Origin of the sequence: Streptomyces panaciradicis (genome assembly GCF_023516615.1) — a bacterium.
In the GTDB taxonomy this organism is placed as follows: Bacteria; Actinomycetota; Actinomycetes; order Streptomycetales; family Streptomycetaceae; genus Streptomyces; species Streptomyces panaciradicis.
Map to the genome: position 1 here is coordinate 104,069 of NZ_JAMGBF010000046.1, position 20,485 is coordinate 124,553.

The 20,485-nt window shown below is 72.4% G+C and carries 21 protein-coding genes; 8 read left to right on the plus strand and 13 right to left on the minus strand.

Annotated features, from left to right (window positions below):
- Nucleotides 1–3: 3 nt before the first annotated feature.
- Both M8J74_RS18070 and M8J74_RS18075 read right to left on the minus strand, forming a co-directional pair.
- The gene (locus M8J74_RS18070; protein WP_249837408.1) at nucleotides 4–2,343 is read right to left on the minus strand and encodes an FHA domain-containing protein; all 2,340 of its coding nucleotides are present in this window, start codon (nucleotides 2,341–2,343) and stop codon (nucleotides 4–6) included.
- A gap of 84 nt (nucleotides 2,344–2,427) precedes the next feature.
- Complete coding sequence (locus tag M8J74_RS18075) at nucleotides 2,428–2,838, minus strand: hypothetical protein (RefSeq protein ID WP_249837430.1); 411 nt, start codon at nucleotides 2,836–2,838, stop codon at nucleotides 2,428–2,430.
- Between the two features lie 323 nt (nucleotides 2,839–3,161).
- On the opposite strand from M8J74_RS18075, the gene M8J74_RS18080 reads away from it, so the two are divergent.
- Nucleotides 3,162–3,545 (plus strand): nuclear transport factor 2 family protein, encoded by a 384-nt coding sequence (locus M8J74_RS18080; protein WP_058927271.1) that lies wholly within the window; start codon nucleotides 3,162–3,164, stop codon nucleotides 3,543–3,545.
- A 130-nt stretch (nucleotides 3,546–3,675) separates the two neighbouring features.
- Here the strand turns inward: M8J74_RS18080 and M8J74_RS18085 are convergent, their stop codons facing one another.
- The gene (locus tag M8J74_RS18085; RefSeq protein WP_249837409.1) at nucleotides 3,676–4,599 is read right to left on the minus strand and encodes an AraC family transcriptional regulator; all 924 of its coding nucleotides are present in this window, start codon (nucleotides 4,597–4,599) and stop codon (nucleotides 3,676–3,678) included.
- Between the two features lie 101 nt (nucleotides 4,600–4,700).
- Between M8J74_RS18085 and M8J74_RS18090 the strand changes: the two genes are divergently transcribed.
- On the plus strand, nucleotides 4,701–5,684 hold the full coding sequence (locus M8J74_RS18090) for an oxidoreductase (protein ID WP_249837410.1): 984 nt from the start codon (nucleotides 4,701–4,703) through the stop codon (nucleotides 5,682–5,684).
- Here the strand turns inward: M8J74_RS18090 and mgrA are convergent.
- Nucleotides 5,674–6,669, minus strand: a complete 996-nt coding sequence (gene mgrA / locus M8J74_RS18095) for an L-glyceraldehyde 3-phosphate reductase (protein WP_249837411.1) — start codon at nucleotides 6,667–6,669, stop codon at nucleotides 5,674–5,676. The two genes, M8J74_RS18090 and mgrA, sit on opposite strands and share 11 nt — an antisense overlap.
- A gap of 199 nt (nucleotides 6,670–6,868) precedes the next feature.
- Here mgrA and M8J74_RS18100 point away from each other — a divergent pair, with 199 nt between their 5' ends.
- Nucleotides 6,869–8,419 (plus strand): DHA2 family efflux MFS transporter permease subunit, encoded by a 1,551-nt coding sequence (locus M8J74_RS18100; protein ID WP_249837412.1) that lies wholly within the window; start codon nucleotides 6,869–6,871, stop codon nucleotides 8,417–8,419.
- A gap of 32 nt (nucleotides 8,420–8,451) precedes the next feature.
- Here the strand turns inward: M8J74_RS18100 and M8J74_RS18105 are convergent, their stop codons facing one another.
- Together M8J74_RS18105 and M8J74_RS18110 are read right to left on the minus strand one after the other, a co-directional pair.
- Complete coding sequence (locus M8J74_RS18105) at nucleotides 8,452–9,045, minus strand: TetR/AcrR family transcriptional regulator (RefSeq protein ID WP_249837413.1); 594 nt, start codon at nucleotides 9,043–9,045, stop codon at nucleotides 8,452–8,454.
- A 40-nt stretch (nucleotides 9,046–9,085) separates the two neighbouring features.
- Nucleotides 9,086–9,301, minus strand: coding sequence for a hypothetical protein (locus M8J74_RS18110; protein WP_249837414.1), 216 nt, complete (start codon nucleotides 9,299–9,301; stop codon nucleotides 9,086–9,088).
- Between the two features lie 162 nt (nucleotides 9,302–9,463).
- On the opposite strand from M8J74_RS18110, the gene M8J74_RS18115 reads away from it, so the two are divergent.
- Complete coding sequence (locus tag M8J74_RS18115; RefSeq protein WP_249837415.1) at nucleotides 9,464–10,357, plus strand: LysR family transcriptional regulator; 894 nt, start codon at nucleotides 9,464–9,466, stop codon at nucleotides 10,355–10,357.
- A gap of 17 nt (nucleotides 10,358–10,374) precedes the next feature.
- Complete coding sequence (locus M8J74_RS18120; RefSeq protein ID WP_249837416.1) at nucleotides 10,375–10,890, plus strand: mycothiol transferase; 516 nt, start codon at nucleotides 10,375–10,377, stop codon at nucleotides 10,888–10,890.
- Here the strand turns inward: M8J74_RS18120 and M8J74_RS18125 are convergent.
- Together M8J74_RS18125 and M8J74_RS18130 are read right to left on the minus strand one after the other, a co-directional pair.
- Nucleotides 10,872–11,942 (minus strand): adenosine deaminase, encoded by a 1,071-nt coding sequence (locus M8J74_RS18125; RefSeq protein WP_249837417.1) that lies wholly within the window; start codon nucleotides 11,940–11,942, stop codon nucleotides 10,872–10,874. The two genes, M8J74_RS18120 and M8J74_RS18125, sit on opposite strands and share 19 nt — an antisense overlap.
- A gap of 45 nt (nucleotides 11,943–11,987) precedes the next feature.
- Nucleotides 11,988–12,380 carry a VOC family protein gene (locus tag M8J74_RS18130; protein ID WP_249837418.1) on the minus strand — a complete coding sequence of 131 codons (393 nt, stop codon included), beginning with the start codon at nucleotides 12,378–12,380 and terminating at the stop codon, nucleotides 11,988–11,990.
- A gap of 345 nt (nucleotides 12,381–12,725) precedes the next feature.
- Here M8J74_RS18130 and M8J74_RS18135 point away from each other — a divergent pair, with 345 nt between their 5' ends.
- Nucleotides 12,726–13,184, plus strand: coding sequence for a pyridoxamine 5'-phosphate oxidase family protein (locus tag M8J74_RS18135; protein WP_249837419.1), 459 nt, complete (start codon nucleotides 12,726–12,728; stop codon nucleotides 13,182–13,184).
- Nucleotides 13,185–13,456: 272 nt separating this feature from the next.
- Here the strand turns inward: M8J74_RS18135 and M8J74_RS18140 are convergent, their stop codons facing one another.
- From M8J74_RS18140 to M8J74_RS18150, 3 genes are all read right to left on the minus strand, one after another.
- Nucleotides 13,457–14,482, minus strand: a complete 1,026-nt coding sequence (locus tag M8J74_RS18140; protein WP_249837420.1) for an alcohol dehydrogenase catalytic domain-containing protein — start codon at nucleotides 14,480–14,482, stop codon at nucleotides 13,457–13,459.
- Between the two features lie 208 nt (nucleotides 14,483–14,690).
- Nucleotides 14,691–14,996: an SHOCT domain-containing protein gene (locus tag M8J74_RS18145; RefSeq protein WP_249837421.1), complete on the minus strand. Its 306-nt coding sequence runs from the start codon at nucleotides 14,994–14,996 to the stop codon at nucleotides 14,691–14,693.
- A 70-nt stretch (nucleotides 14,997–15,066) separates the two neighbouring features.
- Nucleotides 15,067–15,489 (minus strand): DUF6325 family protein, encoded by a 423-nt coding sequence (locus tag M8J74_RS18150; protein ID WP_058928605.1) that lies wholly within the window; start codon nucleotides 15,487–15,489, stop codon nucleotides 15,067–15,069.
- Nucleotides 15,490–15,667: 178 nt separating this feature from the next.
- Here M8J74_RS18150 and M8J74_RS18155 point away from each other — a divergent pair, with 178 nt between their 5' ends.
- Complete coding sequence (locus tag M8J74_RS18155) at nucleotides 15,668–16,978, plus strand: hypothetical protein (RefSeq protein WP_249837422.1); 1,311 nt, start codon at nucleotides 15,668–15,670, stop codon at nucleotides 16,976–16,978.
- Nucleotides 16,979–17,012: 34 nt separating this feature from the next.
- On the opposite strand, the gene M8J74_RS18160 is transcribed toward M8J74_RS18155, so the two are convergent.
- Nucleotides 17,013–17,669, minus strand: a complete 657-nt coding sequence (locus tag M8J74_RS18160; RefSeq protein ID WP_249837423.1) for a GAP family protein — start codon at nucleotides 17,667–17,669, stop codon at nucleotides 17,013–17,015.
- 299 nt (nucleotides 17,670–17,968) lie between these two features.
- On the opposite strand from M8J74_RS18160, the gene M8J74_RS18165 reads away from it, so the two are divergent.
- On the plus strand, nucleotides 17,969–18,826 hold the full coding sequence (locus tag M8J74_RS18165; RefSeq protein ID WP_249837424.1) for a YhjD/YihY/BrkB family envelope integrity protein: 858 nt from the start codon (nucleotides 17,969–17,971) through the stop codon (nucleotides 18,824–18,826).
- A gap of 70 nt (nucleotides 18,827–18,896) precedes the next feature.
- On the opposite strand, the gene M8J74_RS18170 is transcribed toward M8J74_RS18165, so the two are convergent.
- Nucleotides 18,897–20,204 (minus strand): chloride channel protein, encoded by a 1,308-nt coding sequence (locus M8J74_RS18170; protein ID WP_249837425.1) that lies wholly within the window; start codon nucleotides 20,202–20,204, stop codon nucleotides 18,897–18,899.
- Between the last annotated feature and the right edge of the window lie 281 nt (nucleotides 20,205–20,485).

A 20,485-nucleotide genomic window follows, 5' to 3' on the forward strand; every position in this document is an offset into this window, starting at 1 on the left:
CTCCTACTTCCGCATGACGGCCGGTTCGTGCCGGCGCAGCAGCCGGGAGACCACGAAGCCGAAGAGCGCCGAGAGCACGACGAGCATGGCGATGTTCAGCAGCCACGCCCCGGCCGAGTGCCGGAACAGCGGGTCGGAGGTCAGGTCGCCGGGGACGATCCGGGCGAGGCCCACGGTGCCGGCCATCGCGCCGAGCGCCCACCGGGAGGGCACGAGCCAGGAGAGCTGTTCGAGGACGGCCACGCCGTGCAGTTGCAACAGGGCGCCGCAGAAGACGACCTGGACGATGGCGAGCAGCACGAGCAGTGGCATCGTCACCTCCTCCTTGCGCACCAGCGCGGAGACCACCAGGCCGAGCATCATGGCGGTGAACGCCAACAGGGCGACGGCGACGATGATTTCCACCAGGGGCGGCATCAACACGCCTTCGCCGCCGGGTGCGTTCAGGTCGACGCCGAGGAGTGCCACCAGGGTCAGCACCACGGCCTGGAGCACGGTGACCGTGCCCAGCACGACGACCTTCGACATCAGGTACGCCGATCTGGACAGGCCGACCGCCCGCTCCCGCTGGTAGATGCCGCGTTCCTTGACCAGTTCGCGCACCGCGTTCGCGGCGCCGGTCAGGACGCCGCCGACGCACAGGATGAGCAGCGCGTTCATCGCCGTCTCGCGGGTGAGGGCGCTGCCGGCCAGGGCGCGGGCCATGGCGCCCATCACGAACGGCAGGGCGATCATGATGGCGAGGAAGGTGCGGTCGGCGCTCAGGGCGGCGGCGTAGCGGCGGACCAGGGTGCCCAGTTGGGCGCCGCGGCTGCGCGGCCGGGCGGGCGGGGTGATCACGACAGGGCCGGAGCGGGGCACGCGGGGCTGCGCGCTGGCCTCGGTGACGTAGTACCGGTGGAACGGCGAGTGCAGGAAGTCGCCGCCCCAGTCGCGGTCGCGGTCCTGCTCGAAGGCTTCGAAGGCCTCCGGCCACTGTTCGAAGCCGAAGTAGGCGAGGGCGTCGTCGGGCGGGCCGTAGTAGGCGATCCTGCCGCCGGGTGCGAGGACCAGCAGCCGGTCGCACACGTCGAGGCTGAGCACGCTGTGGGTGACCACGATGACCGTGCGGCCGTCGTCGGCGAGGCCGCGCAGCATGTGCATCACCGAGCGGTCCATGCCGGGGTCCAGGCCGGAGGTGGGCTCGTCGAGGAAGAGCAGGGAGGGCTTGGTGAGCAGTTCCAGGGCCACGCTGACCCGCTTGCGCTGGCCGCCGGAGAGGCTGTGCACGGGCTGGTCGGCGCGCTGTTCGAGACCGAGTTCCCGGATCACCTCCTCGACCCGGGCCCGGCGTTCGGCCTTGACGGTGTCCTCGGGGAAGCGCAGTTCGGCGGCGTAGGACAGGGCGCTGCGGACGGTGAGCTGGGCGTGCAGGATGTCGTCCTGCGGGACCAGGCCGATGCGCTGGCGCAGCTCGGCGTAGTCGCGGTAGAGGTCGCGGCCGTCGTAGAGGACGGTGCCGTGGTCGGCGGGGCGCTGTCCGGTCAGGGCGTTCAGGAGCGTGGACTTGCCGGCGCCGCTCGGGCCGACGACCGCGAGCAGGCACTTCTCGCCCACCGGGAACGACACGTGGTCCAGCAGCGTCTTGCGTCCGCGGTCGACGGCGACCGCGAGGTCCTGCACGTCGAGGGAGACCTCGCCGCTGTCGACGTACTCCTGCAGTTCGTTGCCGACGAGGCAGAACACCGAGTGGCCGATGCCGACGATGTCGCCGGGGCCGAGGGGGGCGGCGACGACGGGGGCGCCGTTGAGGTAGGTGCCGTTGTGGCTGCCGAGGTCGGCGATCTCGTACGTCCCGTCGGGCAGCGCGCGCAGTTCGGCGTGGTGGCGCGAGACGACGAGGTCGTCGATGACCAGGTCGTTGTCGGCGGCGCGGCCGATGCGGACGGTGCGGGCCGGCAGCGGGCGGACGCTGGTGGGCTGCCGGAAGGTGCCGGTCAGACCCGGCATCGAGACGGCCGAGGGGCGCTCCCGGACCGGGGAGGGACAGGCGAGCAGGACCAGGCGCGGACCGTCGGACGGGCTGCCGAACCGGATCTCGCTGCCGGGGCCGACGCCCCACTCGTGGACGCGACGGCCGTCGGCGAAGGTGCCGTTGGTGCTGTTCTCGTCCTCGATGGTCCAGTGGTCGGCCTCGGGGCGCAGGACCGCGTGGTGCCAGGAGACCCGGGCGTCGTCGATGACGATGTCGCTGAGCGGGTCGCGGCCCACGTGGTAGTCGTGGCTCGGACTCATCACCGTGGAGCCCGACTCGGTCTCCAGGACCAGTTCGGGCGCGCCCGGCATGAACGACCGTTCCGCCATGCGGGTGATTCTACCGATTTGTGCATGTACGCGCCCGGCGGGCGGCCGAGCTCGGCGCACTCGGCAGGTGCGACCGGGGCGGTCTCAGCCGACCGGCATCACCAGGGCCGGAATGATCCGCTGCATGCGCAGCGCGTCGACGGACTCGGCCAGCAGCTCGTACTCCGTGGTCTCGTCGCAGAGGGCGACCCGCACGAGCCGCCCGGCCGCCAACTCGTCGGCCACCAGCTCCTGTTGGCCGAGATCGGCGCACCACCAGCGCAGTGCGGCCGGGACGTCGGGCACGGTGTCGGCGACCGGGACGAGCGAGCTCGGCGGAAAGTGCTCGGCCTCCGGCCGCGGATCGAGCCGGTCGGCCATCCAGTTGGCGCGGTCGCGCAGCCACCACAGGGCGAGGGCGAGCGTGGGGGCCCGATAGGTGCCCAGGGGGACGCCGATGCGCTGACCGGCGCAGACGCCGTAGGCGGTGACGTGGCATAAGAACTCGTCATGCATGGTCATTCCCCCGCTGCTCGTTCGCCTCTCGGCCTTTCCTCGCTTTCCGTGCGGCTCATGTGCGGTACGTGACGGCGCCTTCGCTCGCCGTTAAGTGCCTCAACTGTTGAGTATGTTCACCGCTGAATCACTGTCACCATGAATTTCCGGCCAGTCTCCTGGCATATTCACAGCGGCAGTTGGCCGAAACGTGACGGGCGCCGTCATTACGTGCGGGGTAATCGACCCTTCCGCCCCGGCCGGGCATGGTGGTTCCACCGGGTCGCCGAGACCGCGAAACGGTACCTGACCAGCAACGACTACCTCTGTGGAGGCTGATCGCCATGTCCGCGAACACCGAGCGCTACGAGAACGCCGTCGCCCGCTACTTCGAGGCCTGGAACGCCGCCGGCGAGGAGGCGGTGGCGAAGGCCGTCGCCGCCGCCTGGACAGCGGACGGCTCCTACACCGACCCGCTCGCCGATGTCAGCGGGCACGACGGGATCGCCGCGGTGATCACGGCCGCCCACGCCCAGTTCCCGGGGTTCGCCTTCCGGCCCGTCGGCGCCGTGGACGGCCACCACGACACGGCCCGCTTCGCCTGGGAGCTGGTCAGCGAGGCCGACGGCTCGGCACCGGTGGCAGGCTTCGACGTCGTCACGCTGGACGCGGACGGCCGTATCCGCACCGTGCTGGGCTTTCTGGACCGGGTGCCCGCCGGAGCATGAGGAGGTGCTTGCCGAGGTCCGGCCGCCGTCGCGGACGCAAGCCGGGGCGACGGCGGCGGGACCCCTCCGGCGCGGCCGAAGACCGCCGTGCTCCCCCGCGCGGCCGAAGACCGCCGCGCCGGAACGGGCCTCAGCGCCCGCCGGCCTCGCGGTAGCGGCGGGGCGCGACGCCCGTGGACCGCTTGAACGCGTTGCTGAAGGCGCTCTCGGAGCCGTAGCCGACGCGGCGGGCGATCGCCGCGACGGGGGCCGTGTCCTGCCGCAGGGCGCGGGCGGCCAGGCTCATCCGCCAGTTGAGCAGATAGGTCAGGGGCGGCACCCCGGCCGCCTCCTTGAACCGGACGGCGAAGGTGGTGCGGGACATCGCCGTCGCCCGGGCGAGTTCACCGAGCTGCCAGGGGTGCGCCGGATCGCCGTGCATCAGGCGCAGGGCGGGGGCCAGGCGCTCATCGGCCAGGGCGCGCAGCCAGCCGGGCGGCAGCCCTTCGGACTCGCTGAGGCAGACCCGCAGCACCTGCACGAACAGAAGCTGGGCGAGATGGTCCGAGGCGAACTCCACCCCGGCCCGGTGCGCCCTGACCTCGTCGGCCAGCCGGCCGATCAGCCAGCCGAGCACCGGCGCCTCGGCCGCGTCCGCCCGCACGTGGATCAGCTCCGGCAGCGCCCGGCGCAGCAGTTCGCCGCTGTCCCGGCTGAGGTCGATGTGCCCGGAGACGCAGACCACGTCCTCGTCCACGCCCTCGCCGAGCCGCGCCATGCGGCTCGCGGGGTCCATGACCGCCCGGCCGGAGTCCAGCGGTTCGATGCCCAGGTCGCTGCACAGGACGTAGGGCCCGGCGCCGTCGGAGACGACGACGTCCCCCTCGGACACCTTCAGCGGCTCCCCGCCGCCCTCCCGGACCAGCAGACACCCGCCGCGCACCACGGCGACCACCTTGAGCCGGTCGCGCCCGCGCAGCCGCACCGCCCAGCTCCCGCCGGCGGTGAAACCACCGGAGAAGACACTGCGGGCGTCGGCGACGGCCAGGGCGTCGGACAGCGGGTCGGCGGACACGCTCGAACTGTCACGCAAGTAATCCGAACTCACAAGCATTCATCGTACGGCTCCGCGTTCCTACGGTGGCAGGGACGGCAACTTCAGAGGAGACACGCACCATGACCACCGCACAGCAGCCCCTGCCCTCCGGCTTCGGCGCCGCATCCACCGCCGAGGAGGTGATCGAGGGCGTCGACCTGACCGGGAAGGTCGCGATCGTCACCGGCGGCTACTCCGGGATCGGCCTGGAGACGGCACGGGTGCTGCGCTCCGCCGGCGCCGAGGTCGTCGTACCGGCGCGCGACCTGCGGCGGGCCCGGGCCGCCCTGGAGACGGTGCCGGGGGCCGAGGTCGAGTACCTGGACCTGCTGGACCCGGCGTCGATCGACGCCTTCGCCGAGAAGTTCCTCGCCTCCGGGCGCCCGCTGCACATCCTGGTGAACAGCGCCGGGATCATGGCGACCCCGCTGACCCGCGACGCGCGCGGATACGAGGCGCAGTTCGCCACGAACCACCTGGGCCACTTCCAGCTCGTCGCCCGGCTGTGGCCCGCGCTGGTGGCCGCCGGCGGCGCCCGCGTGGTGTCGGTGTCGTCGCGGGGCATCCGGTTCGGCGGCGTCGACTTCGACGACCTGCACTTCGAGCGCCGCCCCTACGAGCCGTTCGTCGCCTACGGCCAGTCGAAGACGGCCAACGCGCTGTTCGCCGTGGAACTGGACCGGCGCGGGCGCGATGTGGGCGTGCGGGCCTTCTCGGTGCACCCGGGCATCATCATCGACACCGGGCTCGCCAAGCACGTGTCGGCGGAGACGGTCCACGCCTCCGGAGCCGTCGACGCGCAGGGACGGCCGGTGCGCGACCCCGCCCGCCAGCTCAAGACGGTCGCGCAGGGCGCCGCCACCAGCGTGTGGTGCGCGACCGCCGCGCGGCTGGACGGGCGGGGCGGGGTCTACTGCGAGAACTGCGACATCAGTCCGCTGGTGGCCCCCGAGGAGGAGGCCGCCTGGCGCTCCGGGGCGGAGACCGCCGGGGTCCTGCCCTACGCCGTCGACCCGGAGGCGGCGGCCCGCCTCTGGGAGGTCAGCGAACGGCTCACTGCTTGACGATCGCGTCGATGCGGGCGAGCTCGTCGGCGTCGAAGTCGAGGTTGCGGGTGGCCGCGACGCTGTCCTCGATCTGCTGCGGGCTGCTCGCGCCGACCAGGGCGGAGGTGACCCGGCCGCCGCGCAGCACCCAGGCCAGGGCCATCTGGGCCAGGGTCTGGCCGCGGCCCTCGGCGATCTCGTTGAGCGAGCGGAGCCTGCCGACGAGGTCCTCGGTGACCGCGTCCGAGTTGAGGAAGGGGCTGTCGCTCGCCGCCCGCGAGTCCTCCGGGATGCCGTCGAGGTACCGGGAGGAGAGCAGGCCCTGCTCCAGCGGCGAGAAGACGATCGAACCGACCTTGAGCTCGTCCAGGGCGTCGAGCAGGCCCTCGTCCTCGGGACGGCGGTCGAGCATCGAGTAGCGCGGCTGGTGGATCAGCAGCGGGGTGCCGAGCTCGCCGAGGATGCGGGCGGCCTCGCGGGTCTGCTCCGCCGAGTAGTTGGAGACGCCGACGTAGAGCGCCTTGCCCTGCTGGACCGCGGAGTGCAGGGCGCCCATCGTCTCCTCCAGGGGAGTCTCCGGGTCGGGACGGTGGGAGTAGAAGATGTCGACGTAGTCCAGGCCCATCCGCTTCAGGCTCTGGTCCAGCGAGGACAGCAGGTACTTGCGGGAGCCCCATTCGCCGTACGGGCCGGGCCACATGAGGTAGCCGGCCTTGGTGGAGATCACCATCTCGTCGCGGTAGCGCGTGAAGTCGTCCCCCAGCGCCTCGCCGAAGGCCAGCTCGGCGGCGCCGGGCGGGGGGCCGTAGTTGTTGGCCAGGTCGAAGTGGGTGACGCCGAGGTCGAAGGCGCGGCGCAGGATGGCCCGCTGGGTCTCCACGGTGCGGTCGGCCGGGCCGAAGTTGTGCCACAGGCCGAGCGAGATCGCGGGCAGCTTCAGGCCGCTGCGTCCGGTGCGCCGGTAGGGCAGGTCCGCGTAACGGTCGGGGTGTGCGGTGTACAACGCGACTCCAGTGGGGTTGGCACACGGATTGACGGTTCCGGGGAACCGGTCACCACTCTTTCGTGACCTGCGGCCATGGGTCCAACAGGCGAATGCGATGGAATTCAGCGGGTCGGCTTCTCAATCGTGGGCCGTAGGGCCCGCCGGGGGGCCGTTCGGTACCTGCCGGTGGTGGCGTTCGCGGGCGCTCCATGGAGGCATGGCGCATGTGCAGGACGTACCGCAGGCAGCCCCGGCACCCGGCGCGAGCGGCGGAAGGAGCCGCTGGACCGCCCTCGTGGTGCTGTGTGTGTCGCTGCTGATCGTGACCTTGGACAACACCATTCTGAACGTGGCCCTGCCCACGCTGGTGAAGGAACTCGGGGCGACGACCACCCAGTTGCAGTGGATCGTGGACGCGTACGCGCTGGCGTTCGCCGGGCTGATGCTGGTGGCCGGCAGCAGCGCGGACCGGTTCGGCCGCAGGCGGGTCTTCACCACCGGCCTCGCCGTGTTCGGCGCGTCCTCGGCGTGGGCCGCCTACTCGGGCTCGGTCGGGATGCTGATCGCGGCGCGCGCCGCGATGGGGGTCGGCGCGGCGATGATGATGCCGGCGACCCTGTCGATCATCACGAACGTCTTCCGCGACCCCGGCGAGCGACGGCGGGCCATCGGCGTGTGGGCCGCCACCAGCGGGCTCGGGATCGCGATCGGCCCGGTGGCGGGCGGGCTGCTGCTGGAGCACTTCTGGTGGGGCTCGGTGTTCTGGGTCAACATCCCCTTCGCGCTCGCCGGGCTGGTGTGCGCGCGGCTGCTGGTGCCGGAGTCCCGCAACCCCGCCGCGCTGCGGCCGGACCCGGTCGGCGCGGTGCTGTCGATCGCGGGCCTCGGACTGCTGCTCTGGTCGATCATCGAGGCGCCGGTGCGCGGCTGGTCGTCGGCGCTGGTGCTGGGCGCGGGCGGCGCCGGACTGGCCGTGCTGGTGTGCTTCGTGCTGTGGGAGCGGGCCTGCACCCACCCGATGCTGAACCTGCGCTTCTTCGCCGAACGGCGCTTCTCGTTCGCCACCTCCTCCGTCGCCCTGGCGATGTTCGGACTGTTCGGCGCGCTGTTCGTGCTCACCCAGTACCTGCAGTTCAGCCTCGGCTACTCGGCCCTGGCCACGGGCGTCCGCATCCTGCCGGTGGCCGGCCTGCTGGCACTGGTGGCCCCGCTGTCGCCCGTGCTGGTCCGCGCGGCGGGCACCAAGGCGGTCGTGGGCACGGGGCTGCTGGTCGTCTCGGCCGGTCTGTGGCAGCTGTCGCGCGCGGACGTGGCGTCGACGTACGGCGACGTCCTCACCGGCATGCTGCTGCTCGGTCTGGGCGCGGGCCTGGTGGTCCCGGCCGCGCTCGACTCCCTGATGGGGACGCTGCCGCCGGGAGACACCGGCGTGGGTTCGGCGTCGAACGGCGTCTCCGTCCAGCTGGGCGGCGCACTCGGCGTCGCCGTCATCGGCAGCCTGCTGACGACCCGTTACCAGGACCGCATGGGCCCGCCCCTCGCGCCGTACCACCTGCCGCGCGGCCTGTCGGACAGCGTCCTCGGGTCCCTGGGCGGCGCGCTCGAACTGGCCGGGCGGGTGGGCGGTACGTCGGGGCGGATGCTCGCGGCGCTGGCCCGCTCGGCGTTCGTCAGCGGGATGGGTCTCGGTCTGACCGTCGGCGCCGTCGTCGCGGCGTGCGGTGCGGCGCTGGCGTTCGCCGCCCTGCCGTCCCGGCCCCGCGACTGATCCGCCGGCCCGGCGTGACGGACCGCGGTCCGTCACTCGTGCGGTGCGATGCCGGCGAGGACGAGTTCCACCACGCCGTCCAGGAACGTCTCGTCCAGGGGCTCGCGGGTGAGCAGCAGCCGCATGTGCAGGGGGCCCATGAGCGCCTCGAAGACGAGACGGTGGTCCAGGCCGGGACGCAGTTCGCCCCGTTCCTCGCCCCGGGCCAGCACCGCCGACCCGGCCGCGAAGCGGTGGTCCCAGAACCGCTCGCGGGCGCCCTCGTAGTCCGCCATGTCCTCACGCAGCGCCAACCGCAGCAGCAGCTCGCCGAGCGGAGTGCGGACGAACGCGGCGGTGCCGTGCAGCAACGCTGCCAGATCGGTGCGCAGGGCTCCCGTGTCCGGCACGGGCACTTCCGTGCGGGTCCGGTCGAGCACCGCTTCGAGCGCGAGGTTGAACCGGGTGCCCCAGCGGCGGTACACCGAGCTCTCGTGCACACCGGCGCGGCGGGCGATGTCGCCGATCGAGAGGGCGTCGAGGCCGCCTTCGAGCAGGACGTCGACCGTCGCCGCGAGGACCGCGGCGCGGACGCGCGCGCTGCGGCCGCCCGGTCGGCGCACTCGGGGGGAACGGGGGCCAGGCATCCCGCCAACGTATCTCAGGAGCCGTCACGGCAGGCGGCGGTCAGCCTGCCTTCCGGTGCGGCTCGGGGCGCTGCGCCGGCCGCGGGAGGCGTACGACCGTGACACCCGGGTCGGACGACCGGTGGGGCGTCCGCGGCCGGTGACCGGTGCCGCCCGACGTGAGCGCGGCGACCAGCAGGGCCGCCCCCGCCGTGGCCACCAGACCGGCCAGGACGACGAGCGTGAACGAGATCCAGAAACCGTCCGGGAGAAGCATCGAACGACCTCCCACTAAAGCGAGATTCCTTGCGTCTGCAAGTCTCCCGCCGCGCAGACCTCTATCGCAAGGCGTCTTGCCTTTGGGGGGCGGGAACCGGCCGGAGAGCGCCTGCCTACCATTGCGGGGTGAGACCGGTCGTCGCCTGCGAGAAGGGGTCCGATGGAACTGCGCCATCTCCAGCACTTCGTGGCGGTCGCCGAGGACCAGCACTTCACCAGGGCGGCCGAACGCCTGATGGTGTCCCAATCGGGTCTGTCGGCCTCGATCCGGGCGCTGGAGCGGGAGCTGCAGACGCCGCTGTTCGTGCGGACGACCCGCCGGGTGACGCTGACGGAGGCCGGACGGGCCCTGCTGGGTGAGGCGGAGCGGATCCTGGCGCAGGTCCGGGCCGCCCACGAGGCGGTGGCCGCGGTGCAGGGGGTGCTGCGGGGCACGCTCTCGCTGGGCACCGAGCAGTGCATCGCGGGGGTGCACACGGCGCGCCTGCTGGCCACGTTCCGGCACCGGCATCCGGACGTGGAGATCCGGCTGCGGCAGGCGGGCTCGGCCGAGCTCGCGGAGGAGGTCGCCGCGGGCCGGCTGGACCTGGCCTTCGCCTACCGCACGCAGGCGGACACCGACCAGCTCCGCTCGGTGGCGCTGACCGCCGAGCCGATGACCGTGCTGTGCCACCCCAGCCACCGGCTGGCCGGCGACGGCGCGGCCGTCACCCCGGACGACCTCGCGGACGAGGTGTTCGTCGACTTCCACCCCGACTGGGGCCCGCGCCGCACCACCGACGCCGCGTTCGCCGCGGCGGGGGTGCGGCGCACCGTGGCGCTGGAGGTGAACGACGTGCACAGCCTGCTGGACCTGGTCGACGAGAACCTCGGCATCGCCGTGGTGCCCCGGCACTTCCGGCACAAGCGGGAGACGCTGACCGCCCTGGCCGTGAAGGACACCGACGAGACCGTGTACGAGACGGCGGCGCTGCTGCCGCCGCACCGCGCGACCAGCCCGGCGGCCCGGGCCCTGATGGCGCTTCTGGAACAGGGGACGCACGACGGGCCGTGATGCGCGATGGTGGAGGGATGCATGCCAAGGACATCCTCATCGACGCGTTCAGCCGCATCCGGGAAGAAGTCCACTCCGCCGTCGAGGGACTCGGACCGGACGAGCTCAACGCCCGCCCGACCCACGACTCCAACTCCATCAGCTGGCTCGTCTGGCACCTCACCCGCGTCCAGGACGACCACATCGCCGACGCCTTCGGCCTCGACCAGGTGTGGCTCACGGAGGACTGGGAGAAGCGCTTCGGACTGGACCTGTCCCGCCGTGACACTGGGTACGGCCACAGCTCGGCGAAGGTCGCCAAGGTGCGGGTCGACTCCCCCGACCTGCTGAGCGGCTACTACGACGCCGTCCACGAGCAGACGCTGCGAGCGCTGCGCTCACTGGCCGCTGCGGACCTGGAGCGGGTCGTCGACGAACGCTGGGAGCCGCCCGTCACCCTGGGCGTGCGGCTGGTCAGCGTCCTGTCCGACGATCTGCAGCACGTCGGACAGGCCGCCTATCTGCGCGGGCAGCTTCAGAGCGCGGCTTCGTAGCCGGGCAGGACGACGTCCTCGATGAGGGCCTTGCGCTCGTCGAACGGGATGAACGCGCTCTTGAGGGCGTTCACCGTGACCGTGCGCAGGTCCTCGACGCTCCAGCCGGCCTCCCGCACCAGCAGCGACATCTCCCGGGTCATCGTGGTGCCCGACACCAGACGGTTGTCGGTGTTGAGGGTGACACGGAAGCCGAGGTCCTTCAGGGCCGTGATGGGGTGCTCGGCGATCGAGGTCGCCGCTCCCGTCTGCAGGTTGGAGGTGGGGCACATCTCCAGGGCGATACGGCGGTCCCGGACCCAGCCGGCGAGCCGGCCGAGCTTGCCGTCGACGATGTCGTCGGTGATGCGCACGCCGTGCCCGATGCGCTGGGCGCCGCACACCTGCAACGCCTGGTGGATGCTGGGCAGACCGTGCGCCTCGCCGGCGTGGATGGTGAAGGGCACGCTCTCGCGGCGCAGGTGCTCGAAGGCGTCGAGGTGGTCGGCGGGCGGGAAGCCGTCCTCAGCGCCGGCGATGTCGAAGCCGACCACGCCGGCGTCGCGGAAGGCGACGGCCAGGTCCGCGGCCTCGCGGACCCGGTCGAACATCCGCATGCCGCACAGCAGGGTGCCGACGCGGACCGGGGTGCCGGCGGCGGCCGCCTTGGTCATGCCGGAGGCGAGACCCTCCTGGACGGTCTCGACGACCTCGCTCAGCGCCAGCCCGCCGGCGGTGTTCAGCTCCGGTGCGTAGCGCACCTCGCCGTAGACGACTCCGTCGGCGGCCAGGTCCAGGACGTACTCCTCGGCCGTGCGCAGCAGCCCCTCGCGGGTCTGCATCACGGCGAGGGTGTGCTCGAAGGTGGCGATGTAGCGCACCAGGTCACCGGAGTTGGCGGCCTCGTAGTACCAGGCGGCCAGCTCGTCCGGGTCGGTGGTGGGCAGGGTGTGCCCGACCGCCTCCGCGAGCTCCACCACGGTCCCGGGGCGCAGGCCGCCGTCGAGGTGGTCGTGCAGGACGGCCTTCGGGAGGCGGCGGATCACATCGGCGTCTACGCGCGTAGCTGTCATGGCGGGCTTTCTCGGGCGGGCGGTTCCGTAAGGAGCTGGAGAAGGTCAGGCGGCGGGCTGGAGCAGGTCCCAGCGGTTGCCGTAGAGGTCCTGGAAGACGGCGACCGAGCCGTAGGGCTCGTGGCGCGGCTCCTCCAGGAAGGTCACGCCCGCGGCGAGCATGCGGGCGTGGTCGCGGGCGAAGTCGTCGGTGTGCAGGAAGAACCCGACGCGACCCCCGGTCTGGTCACCGATCCGGGCCCGCTGCGCCTCCCCCTTGGCGCGGGCGAGCAGCAGCCCCGTGCCCTGCCCGGGCGCGCCCGGCTCGACGACGACCCAGCGGGAGCCGTCCGGCCGCGGCGCGTCCTCGGCGAGCCGGAACCCGAGGGCCTCCGTGTAGAAGCGGATCGCCTCGTCATAGTCGTCGACGACGAGGGTGACCAGGGCGACGCGTCTCATCGGGGGCCTTTCCGAGCGGGGGATTGACGGGTGAGGTTATACGTAAAACGTCCTGCGCGCCAGTCCGCCTTCGCGAGGCGTCCCGGAGGCGCCGATTGCCGGGATGAGGTCGCCGGATCTAGGGCGTGTGCGAAGGTCCCGTCGTCCGCCCGAAGGGCGGGCCCCGCGGCGTCCGGTGCGTGCGATCGCAGGGCGCCGGAGCGCCCTGACAGCGGAGCTGTTCGGGCGTTTCGGCAACGCCGCGAGCGCGCGTGCCAGGCGTCGCGGGGCAGGCGGGACTTTCGACACACGCCTTAGGACCGGGGCCCGAGGTGCGGAGGCGTCCGGGTCGGTAGCGTGCGGGCCATGGAGATCACCGAGCCGCCCCGTGATCCGCGCCGGCGCAAGGACGACGTACTCGCCCGCTTCGAGGGGGAGTCGGACGTGTGGGTGGCGACCGCCGACGCCGACGGACTGCCGTGTCTGGTCGCCTTGTGGTTCGTCTGGGACGGCGAGTGCTTCTGGGTGTGCACCCGGCTCACCAATCCCACGGGCCGCAATCTGCGCGACGGCGGGCGCACCCGGCTCGCCTTCGGCGACACCCGGGACGTCGTACTCGTCGACGGCGACGTGGAGACCTTCTCCCGCGCGGAGGTGCCGGACACGGCGGCCGACGCCTTCGCGGCCAGGACCGGCTGGGATCCCCGCACGGACACCGCCTCCTACGCGTACTTCCGCGTCCGGCCCCGTACCGTGCAGGCGTGGTGCGGGGTGCACGAGTTGCCGGGACGTCATGTGATGCGGGACGGCGCCTGGACGGTCTGAGCGGCGTCGGCTCGGGCCGGGTGGCCGGTGCCGGCGGGGCGGGAGGCGCCGCGAGCGGCGGCGAACGGTCAGGCCAGCGGCCAGCGTCATCGGCGACGAGGGTTGAGCGGCCGGCCACCGCCGATCAGCCGCGGCGGTCACCGGGCGGCGGCCGGCCGCCATGCGTCCACGGTCACCGCGCAGGGCTGAACCGCCACCGGCCGCTGTCACCCGCCACCGAACCACCGGCCACCAACCACCGACAAGTGGTCACCGGCGAGCGGACACCCCCGTCAGTGGGGTACGAGCACCATCCTGAAGCGGGCGCCGCCGGAGAGCATCTTGCGGTAGGCCGCGTCGGCCTGGTCCAGCGGGACCGTCTCGGTCATCGGCCGGATGCCGTGCAGGGTGCTGAAGGCCATGGTGTCCTGGACGTCCTGCGCGGTGCCGGAGGGATGGCCCCGGACGATCCTGCCGCGCATGAGCAGTTGGACGGGGCTGATGCCCATCGGCTCGCTGTCGGCCCCGATGGCGACCAGTTCACCGCGGTGCGAGAGGCCGTCCACGGTGTCCGTGATCGCGGCGGAGTTGCCCGCGGTGGCCAGGATCACCTTGCAGCCGCCGAGCGACTGCAGCGCCTCGGCGACCGGGGTGGCGGCCGTGCTGTCGACGTAGTGGTGGGCGCCGAGCCGCTTGGCGAAGTCCGCCTTGGCGGCCCCGCGCGCGATCGCCACGGTCTCGAACCCCATGGCGACGGCGTACTGCACGCCCAGATGGCCGAGACCGCCGAGCCCGAGCACCGCGACGAGGTCGCCGGGCCGGGCGGAGCTGCGCCGCAGCCCGTTGAACACGGTGACGCCGGCGCAGGCCATGGGTCCGGCGTCGCTCGCGGAGAGCGCGTCGGGAATGCGGGCCAGCGCGTCGACCGGCGCGATCATCCGCTCCGCGAATCCGCCGTCGTAGGCCCAGCCGGGCACCTTGAGGTTGTCGCACACGATGAAGTCGCCCTGCCGGCACGGCGTGCAGTGGCCGCAACTGCCGCCGAACCAGCCCACGGCCACGCGGTCGCCCGTCCGCCAGCCCTTCGCCTCGGCTCCCTCGCCGAGTTCCTCGATCCGGCCGGCGCTCTCGTGTCCGGGCACCAGCGGGAACCGGACCCCCGGCGCGCCGGCGTTCACGAACAGGGCGTCGCTGTGGCAGATCCCGCACGCCTCCACGGCGATCCGCACGTGCCCGGGACCCGGCTGGGGCACCTCGCGCTCGGTGACCTGGAACGGTCCGCCGGCGGTGTCGACCTGGGCGACTCGATAGGTACTCATCCACATCTCCCGAGAAGGGGTCATCGGCTCCGGATCGGCACACCGGCTCGGGCCCGCGCCGGGCGTCGTTCCGTGGGCACGGGACCGTGAGGCCCGGCGGCCGTGCGTCGCCGGAAGGCCGGCGGGACGGACCACCCCCGTGTCCCACGGACGGCCGTTCCTGCTCCTCACCCGAGCTGACGGGCCGGTGCCACCGAGTGAAGGACGGTCAGGCCAGCAGCCTGCGCTTCTGCTCCTCGAACTCGGCGTCGGTCAGGACGCCTTGAGCCTTCAGCTCGCCCAACTGCTTGAGCTGGTCGATCTTGTTCGTCATGTCGTCGGCCGTGGAGGTGGTGGCCGCGGGCTGCGGCGGCGGCGCCTCCTGGTAGCCCTGCGGCTGCTGCTGGTAGCCCTGTGATGGTTGGGCCTGGGCGGCCCAACGCCCTTGCTGGCGACGGGACACGCGGTTGGACACGGCGGTCGCCGTGCCCGCGACCACGGCCGTGCGGGCCACTCCGCGAAGAAGACCTGGCATGGGAATCGCCTCTCACCGTCAAGTCGTGGAACGACTCTGGCTGTTGTTCAACGGTTCGCCGGACCGCGCCTCACGACGCCGCCTCGGCGGCTTCGAGTGCGGCGAGTACGGCCTGCACGTTCAGGCGCCCGGAGGCCACGAGCTGCGCGCCGCCGCGCCGCAGGGCACTGGCGAAGGGGGCGGCCCAGAGGTTCTCGTAGACCAGCAGGCCGGCCGCGTTGCCCGGCTCCACCGCCGCGGCCGCCTCCTCGAGGTCGTCCTGGCCCAGCAGGTCGGAGCTGGCCCCCTCGAAGACCGTGAGGTCGAGGTGACCGTCCCCGGTGAGGTCCGCGATCTCCAGTGCGGTCACCGAGCCGTCCTCTTCCTTTCTGATGAACCTCAGGTCGAGGATGCGGATGATGCCGCGGTCCACCAGATCGACCAGCAGGGGAAAGCCCTCGCCCGTCATGCGATTGCCGGGGAACTCCACGACCACGTAGTCGATCGGCCCCATGTCCTCGAACTGCTCCATGTCATTGAACTGTTCGCTCACCGTGATCACCTCTGACAGGCGGGCATCCCCTGATTTTCCATTGCATCACCGGACAGAGCAGGGCGCACCTTGTGCCCGTGTCACCCGGCCGGTGCCTCACGGCTCGACCGTTCGGCCGTGCCGCGATTTGCTGTAAGACATGACAAACAGCGACGCACTCCCCCCTGAGCGCCCGAAAGATGGCGAACTGGAGGAACTACGGCGCCGGGTGAGCGAGCTGGAGAGCGCCCGGCACGAGCCGAGGCACCGGATGCGGGCACTCGGTTCCACCCTGCTGATCATCCTGGCGTCCCTGCTGGCCCTGCTCGCGGTGGTGGCGGTCTGGGCGAACAGCATCGTCCGGGACACCGATCGCTACGTCGCCACCATGGCGCCGCTCGCGTCGAACCCCGACATCCAGCAGGCGGTGACGAACCGGGTCACCGACGCCGTGCTGCAGAAGGTCGACGTGGACGCCCTCGTGAAGCAGCTGAGCGACGCGGCAGCGCAGAAGGGCGTGCCGCCGCGGGTCGCGGAACTCGTCGGCAATCTGGACGGCCCCATCAAGAACGGCCTGAAGGAGCTGGTGAGCAGCACCGTGATGCGGGTGGTGTCCAGCTCCGCCTTCCAGACGGCCTGGACGAACGCCAACCGCCGGGCCCACAGTGCCGTGGACAAGGCGCTGACGGGCAACAGCGACAGCGTCGTCCAGCTGAAGAACAACCAGGTGGCCATCGACGTCGGGCCGATCGTGGCCCAGGTGAAGCAGCGCCTGGTCGACGCGGGACTGGGGGTCGCGTCCAAGATTCCGGCGGTCCACACGGACTTCGTGGTGGTCGAGGGCAAGGACGTCGGCAAGGTCAAGTCGTATCTGCGGGTGCTGCAGATCGTCGGGAACTGGCTGCCCGTCATCGCGGTGCTGATCGCCGCCGCGGGTGTGTTCGTGGCGTTCCATCGCCGACGGGCCCTGATCGGCGCGGCGATCGGGGTGTTCCTCGCGATGGTGCTGCTCGGGGTGATCCTCACCGTCTTCCGCGCGGTGTACCTGGACCATCTGCCGCCGGGCACCAACTCGGCCGCCGCGGGCGCCGTCTACGACGCCCTGGTGCGGTTCCTGCGCTCCAGTGTGCGGGCCGTCGGGGCGCTGGCCCTGGTCACGGCCCTCGGCGCGTTCTTCGTCGGCCCGGCCCGCGGCGCCGTGTTCACCCGTCGCTTCTTCAGCAGGAGCATCGGCGCGGGGCGGGACGCGTCCGTCTCGGCGGGGCTGCGGCTGGGCCCGGTGGGCCGCTTCGTGCACCGCTTCAAGCGCTGGATCGGGGTGGTGATTCTGGCGGTGGCCGCGATCGTGCTGTTCACCTGGAGCTATCCGACCATGGCGGTCGTCCTCTGGACGGCGCTGATCGTGCTGTTCGCCTTCGCCATCCGTGAGTTCCTGGACCCGGGGCCCAGCGAGGCACCCGGCGCGGTCTGACGGTTCGTTCCGGGGTCCCGGCGGTGCCGCGGGCTCAGGACGTCAACTGGGCGATGCTCCTGCTCACCAGGAACAGGCCGGCGACCAGGGCGACGGTCACGAGCGCCTGCTCCTGGTGGGTCTCGATCCAGGTGTGCAGCCTGCCCAGACGCTCCCGGGCCGCGTCGGGGTCGAAGGTCGTGTAGATCTCCATCGTCAGCAGACTGCTCGTGGCGAGCAGGCAGTAGCCGAACAGGACCACATAGGACGAGGCGTGGGACAGGTCGGCGCTGACGACTGTCGCCGCGCCCGCCGCCACGAGCCCCCAGGGCTGGAGCAGCGGGCCGAGGGCCGCCGCGGACCACAGGGACATCTGGTCGACCCGTGTCATCAGACCGCCGGTGGAACTGCGCCGCCGGCCGGTTCGCTCACGGTGCCGGTGCCGGTACCAGCCGTACCCCAGGAGCCCCAGGCCGATGGCGAGCTTGGCGGCGGAAGCGGCTTTGGAGGGCGCGGACTTGGGGGCCGGCGGTTTGCCGCCGGTGGTGAGCAGGACGGCGGCCAGGACGGCCACGAAGCAGGCGAGCCAGGCGAGAATGAACACCAGGCCCTTCAGCACGCCGCGCGGCGCCGACAGCACGAGGACGAACGCGGTCACCGACAGGGGGAACACGGCGATCGCGAGGCCGATGATCACCAGGTCAAGCACCATCGCGGCCTCCGTACGACGCTGAGCGCCCCCGAGCGACGCGGCTCTCGCCCATGGCTCCAGTCTCACCGGCGGGGCCACGCCCCACAATCCGCCGGTCGTCGGCCTTACGGCGCTCTGCCCGCCCCCGTCACCCGCTCACGGGGCTGTTTCTCACCCACTCGGCCCGTGCCGCCCTCCCGACGGGGGCCGTTCGGCCGCGGGAGCGGCAGGCTGGAGGCATGCAGCCAGGGGCAGGGACCGGAGGGGTCCGTCCGGACCGCCCGTCTCGCCGCGCGCCGGGACGGAAGCGGGGCAGCGCGATGCGATCCCGGCTGACAGGGCTGCGCGCCCGGGCCGAGACCCGGTTCCCGGTGATCACGCACCTGCTGTCGCACCAGATCAACGTGAACGTGCTCGACTCGGCGACCCGGCTGGCCGCGCAGGCCTTCCTCACGGCCGTGCCGCTGCTGTTCGTGGTCGCCTCCATCGCGCCGCCGTCGCTGCGCGATCAGTTCGTCAGGTCCGTGCAGGACGCCTTCGGACTGTCCGGGAGCTCGGAGGCCGAGCTGGCCAAGGTCATGCAGGGTTCCGCCGATCCGTCCGACGCGCTTCGGCAGACCACCGGTGCGGTGGGCGGGCTGATGGTCCTCATCTCGGCCACCGCGTGCAGCCGCGCCATGCAGCGCCTGTGCGAGCGGGCGTGGAGCATGCCCAAGGCGGGCGCCCGGCTGGCCGCCTGGCGCTGGATCGCCTGGCTCGCGGCCTGGCTGGTCATGTTCGGAGTGCAGGGATCCTTGCGCAACGGCTTCGGTCTCGGGCTGTGGCTGGGCGTGCCGCTGCTGCTGATCGCGGAGACCGGCATCTGGTGGTGGACGCAGCATCTGCTGCTGGCCGCGCGGCTGCCGTGGCTGCCGCTGCTGCCGGGCGCGCTGCTGACCGGCACGGCTCTGACCGTCCTCACGTCGTCCGCGTCGCTGTACGTGCCGCGGGCGCTCAACCACAGCCTGGACAAGTACGGCTCGCTGGGCGCGGTGTTCACCCTGTTGTCCTGGCTGATCTCGCTCTGCGTGGTGGCGGCCCTGTGCGTCACCGCGGGCGCGGTCGTCGCCCGCGAGCCGTGGGCGGCTCGCCGGCTGGGCACGCCCGCGCTGCCGGGAACCCCGTCCGACCGCGACTAGCCGTACGCCCCACCGAAGCGGCCGGACGGGGAAGGTCAGCCGGTCCGTGTGAACGGACGGGCCGGGGAGATCAGGCGGACTCGGGAGTGTGGGTGGCCGCTCGTCCGGCGGGCCGCTCCTCGAACGCGGGGACGCCGGGGCCCTGGGGCAGCCGCTGGGTGAGCACGAAGGACAGGACCGACGCGATCACCACCAGCGCCACCGTGTCCACGTTGCCCAGCAGGAGCACGACCAGGACGACACTGCTCACCGGCAGCCGCAGCGCCGCGGTCACCGACGCCGCCATCCCGGCCGCCATCGCCGGGACCAGTCCCAGGCCGGGCAGGGGCGCCAGCAGTACGCCGAACGCCCCGCCCAGGAACAGGGCGGGGAAGATGGGGCCACCGCGCAGGCTGCCCAGACTCAGCGCGTACGCCAGGCCCTTGAAGGCCAGTACGGCGATGAGGGCCCCCACCGGCCAGGCGTGCGGGTCCTGCGCCAGCTCGGACAGGGTGGACTCGCCGGACAGGGCCGCCTCGGCCGGCGACCGCCCCGTGGCGACCGCGTAGAGGGTGACGCAGACCGCCGCGCCCAGCGCGCAGAGGGTCGTGTTCCGTACCGTCCGGGTGGTGACGAAGCGCGCTGCGAACCGGCCGCCGACGAGGATCCAGTGGACGAGGAAGGCCATGGCGGGCGCCAGCACCACCACCCACAGCACGTCCCCCCAGTCGAGCGGCGGCGGCTTGGGCAGGCCGATGGACAGACTGCCCGTCTCGAGTCCGGTCCATCGGACGAAACCGGTGAAGATCAGATCCCCGATCCCGCTGGCCAGCAGGGCCGGCAGCATCACCGCGAACAGCTGCGGGCCGCCCAGCCCGGCCACCTCCATCAGCAGCACCGCGCCCACGATCGGGTTGCCGAAGAGCGCGGAGATGGCGGCCGCCGCCCCGGCCGCACCGAGCAGGGACTTACTCGCCTGGGTCTCCGGCGCCCGCACCAGCCTCGCGAACACCAGGGCCAGTCCACCGCCCATGGCGATCAGTGGTGCCTCGGGGCCCAGTACGGCACCGAGCGGCAGACCGACCAGAGCGGCGATCACCACTCCCGGCAGCGCCTGCCGGGTGACCCCGCCAGAGCTCAGGCCCGCCGCCGGAACGTGTCCGCCGTGGCCCGGAAGCCGCGCGACGACCAGGCCGACGACGAGGCCGGCCGCCGTCAGCAGGGGCAGCGCCCACCACCAGGGAGCCTGCTTCCAGCCGAGATCCTTGGGCCAGGTCGTCCAGATCAGCTGCTCCAGCCGGTGGATCGCCACGAGGAACCAGAAGGCGATCAGCGCCACCGGGATGCCGATGAGCCCGCAGAAGACCAGGGCCTTGCGGTAGTCCGGCCGTCCCAGCATGGTGCGCAGCAGATCGGCTTCCGAGGGCTGGTTGCGCGCGCCGGCCCCGGAGCCGTTCTCCGACGTCGTTGCGGCGATGGGTCCTCCCGGGGTCGGCGCCACGCCACGCGGTCGCGTCGGGCTGACCACCGCGGGAGCTGTCGGCGCATAGCACCATGAACATACCCAGGATGGACAGAACGCGCTCGCTGTCCCGGAGCGGCCGTGCTGCGGGCGGACCGGCCGCCCGGGTCACGACGCGGCGCGGGCGGTCGCGGGCCGCCGCCCCCCGCACGGCGGCC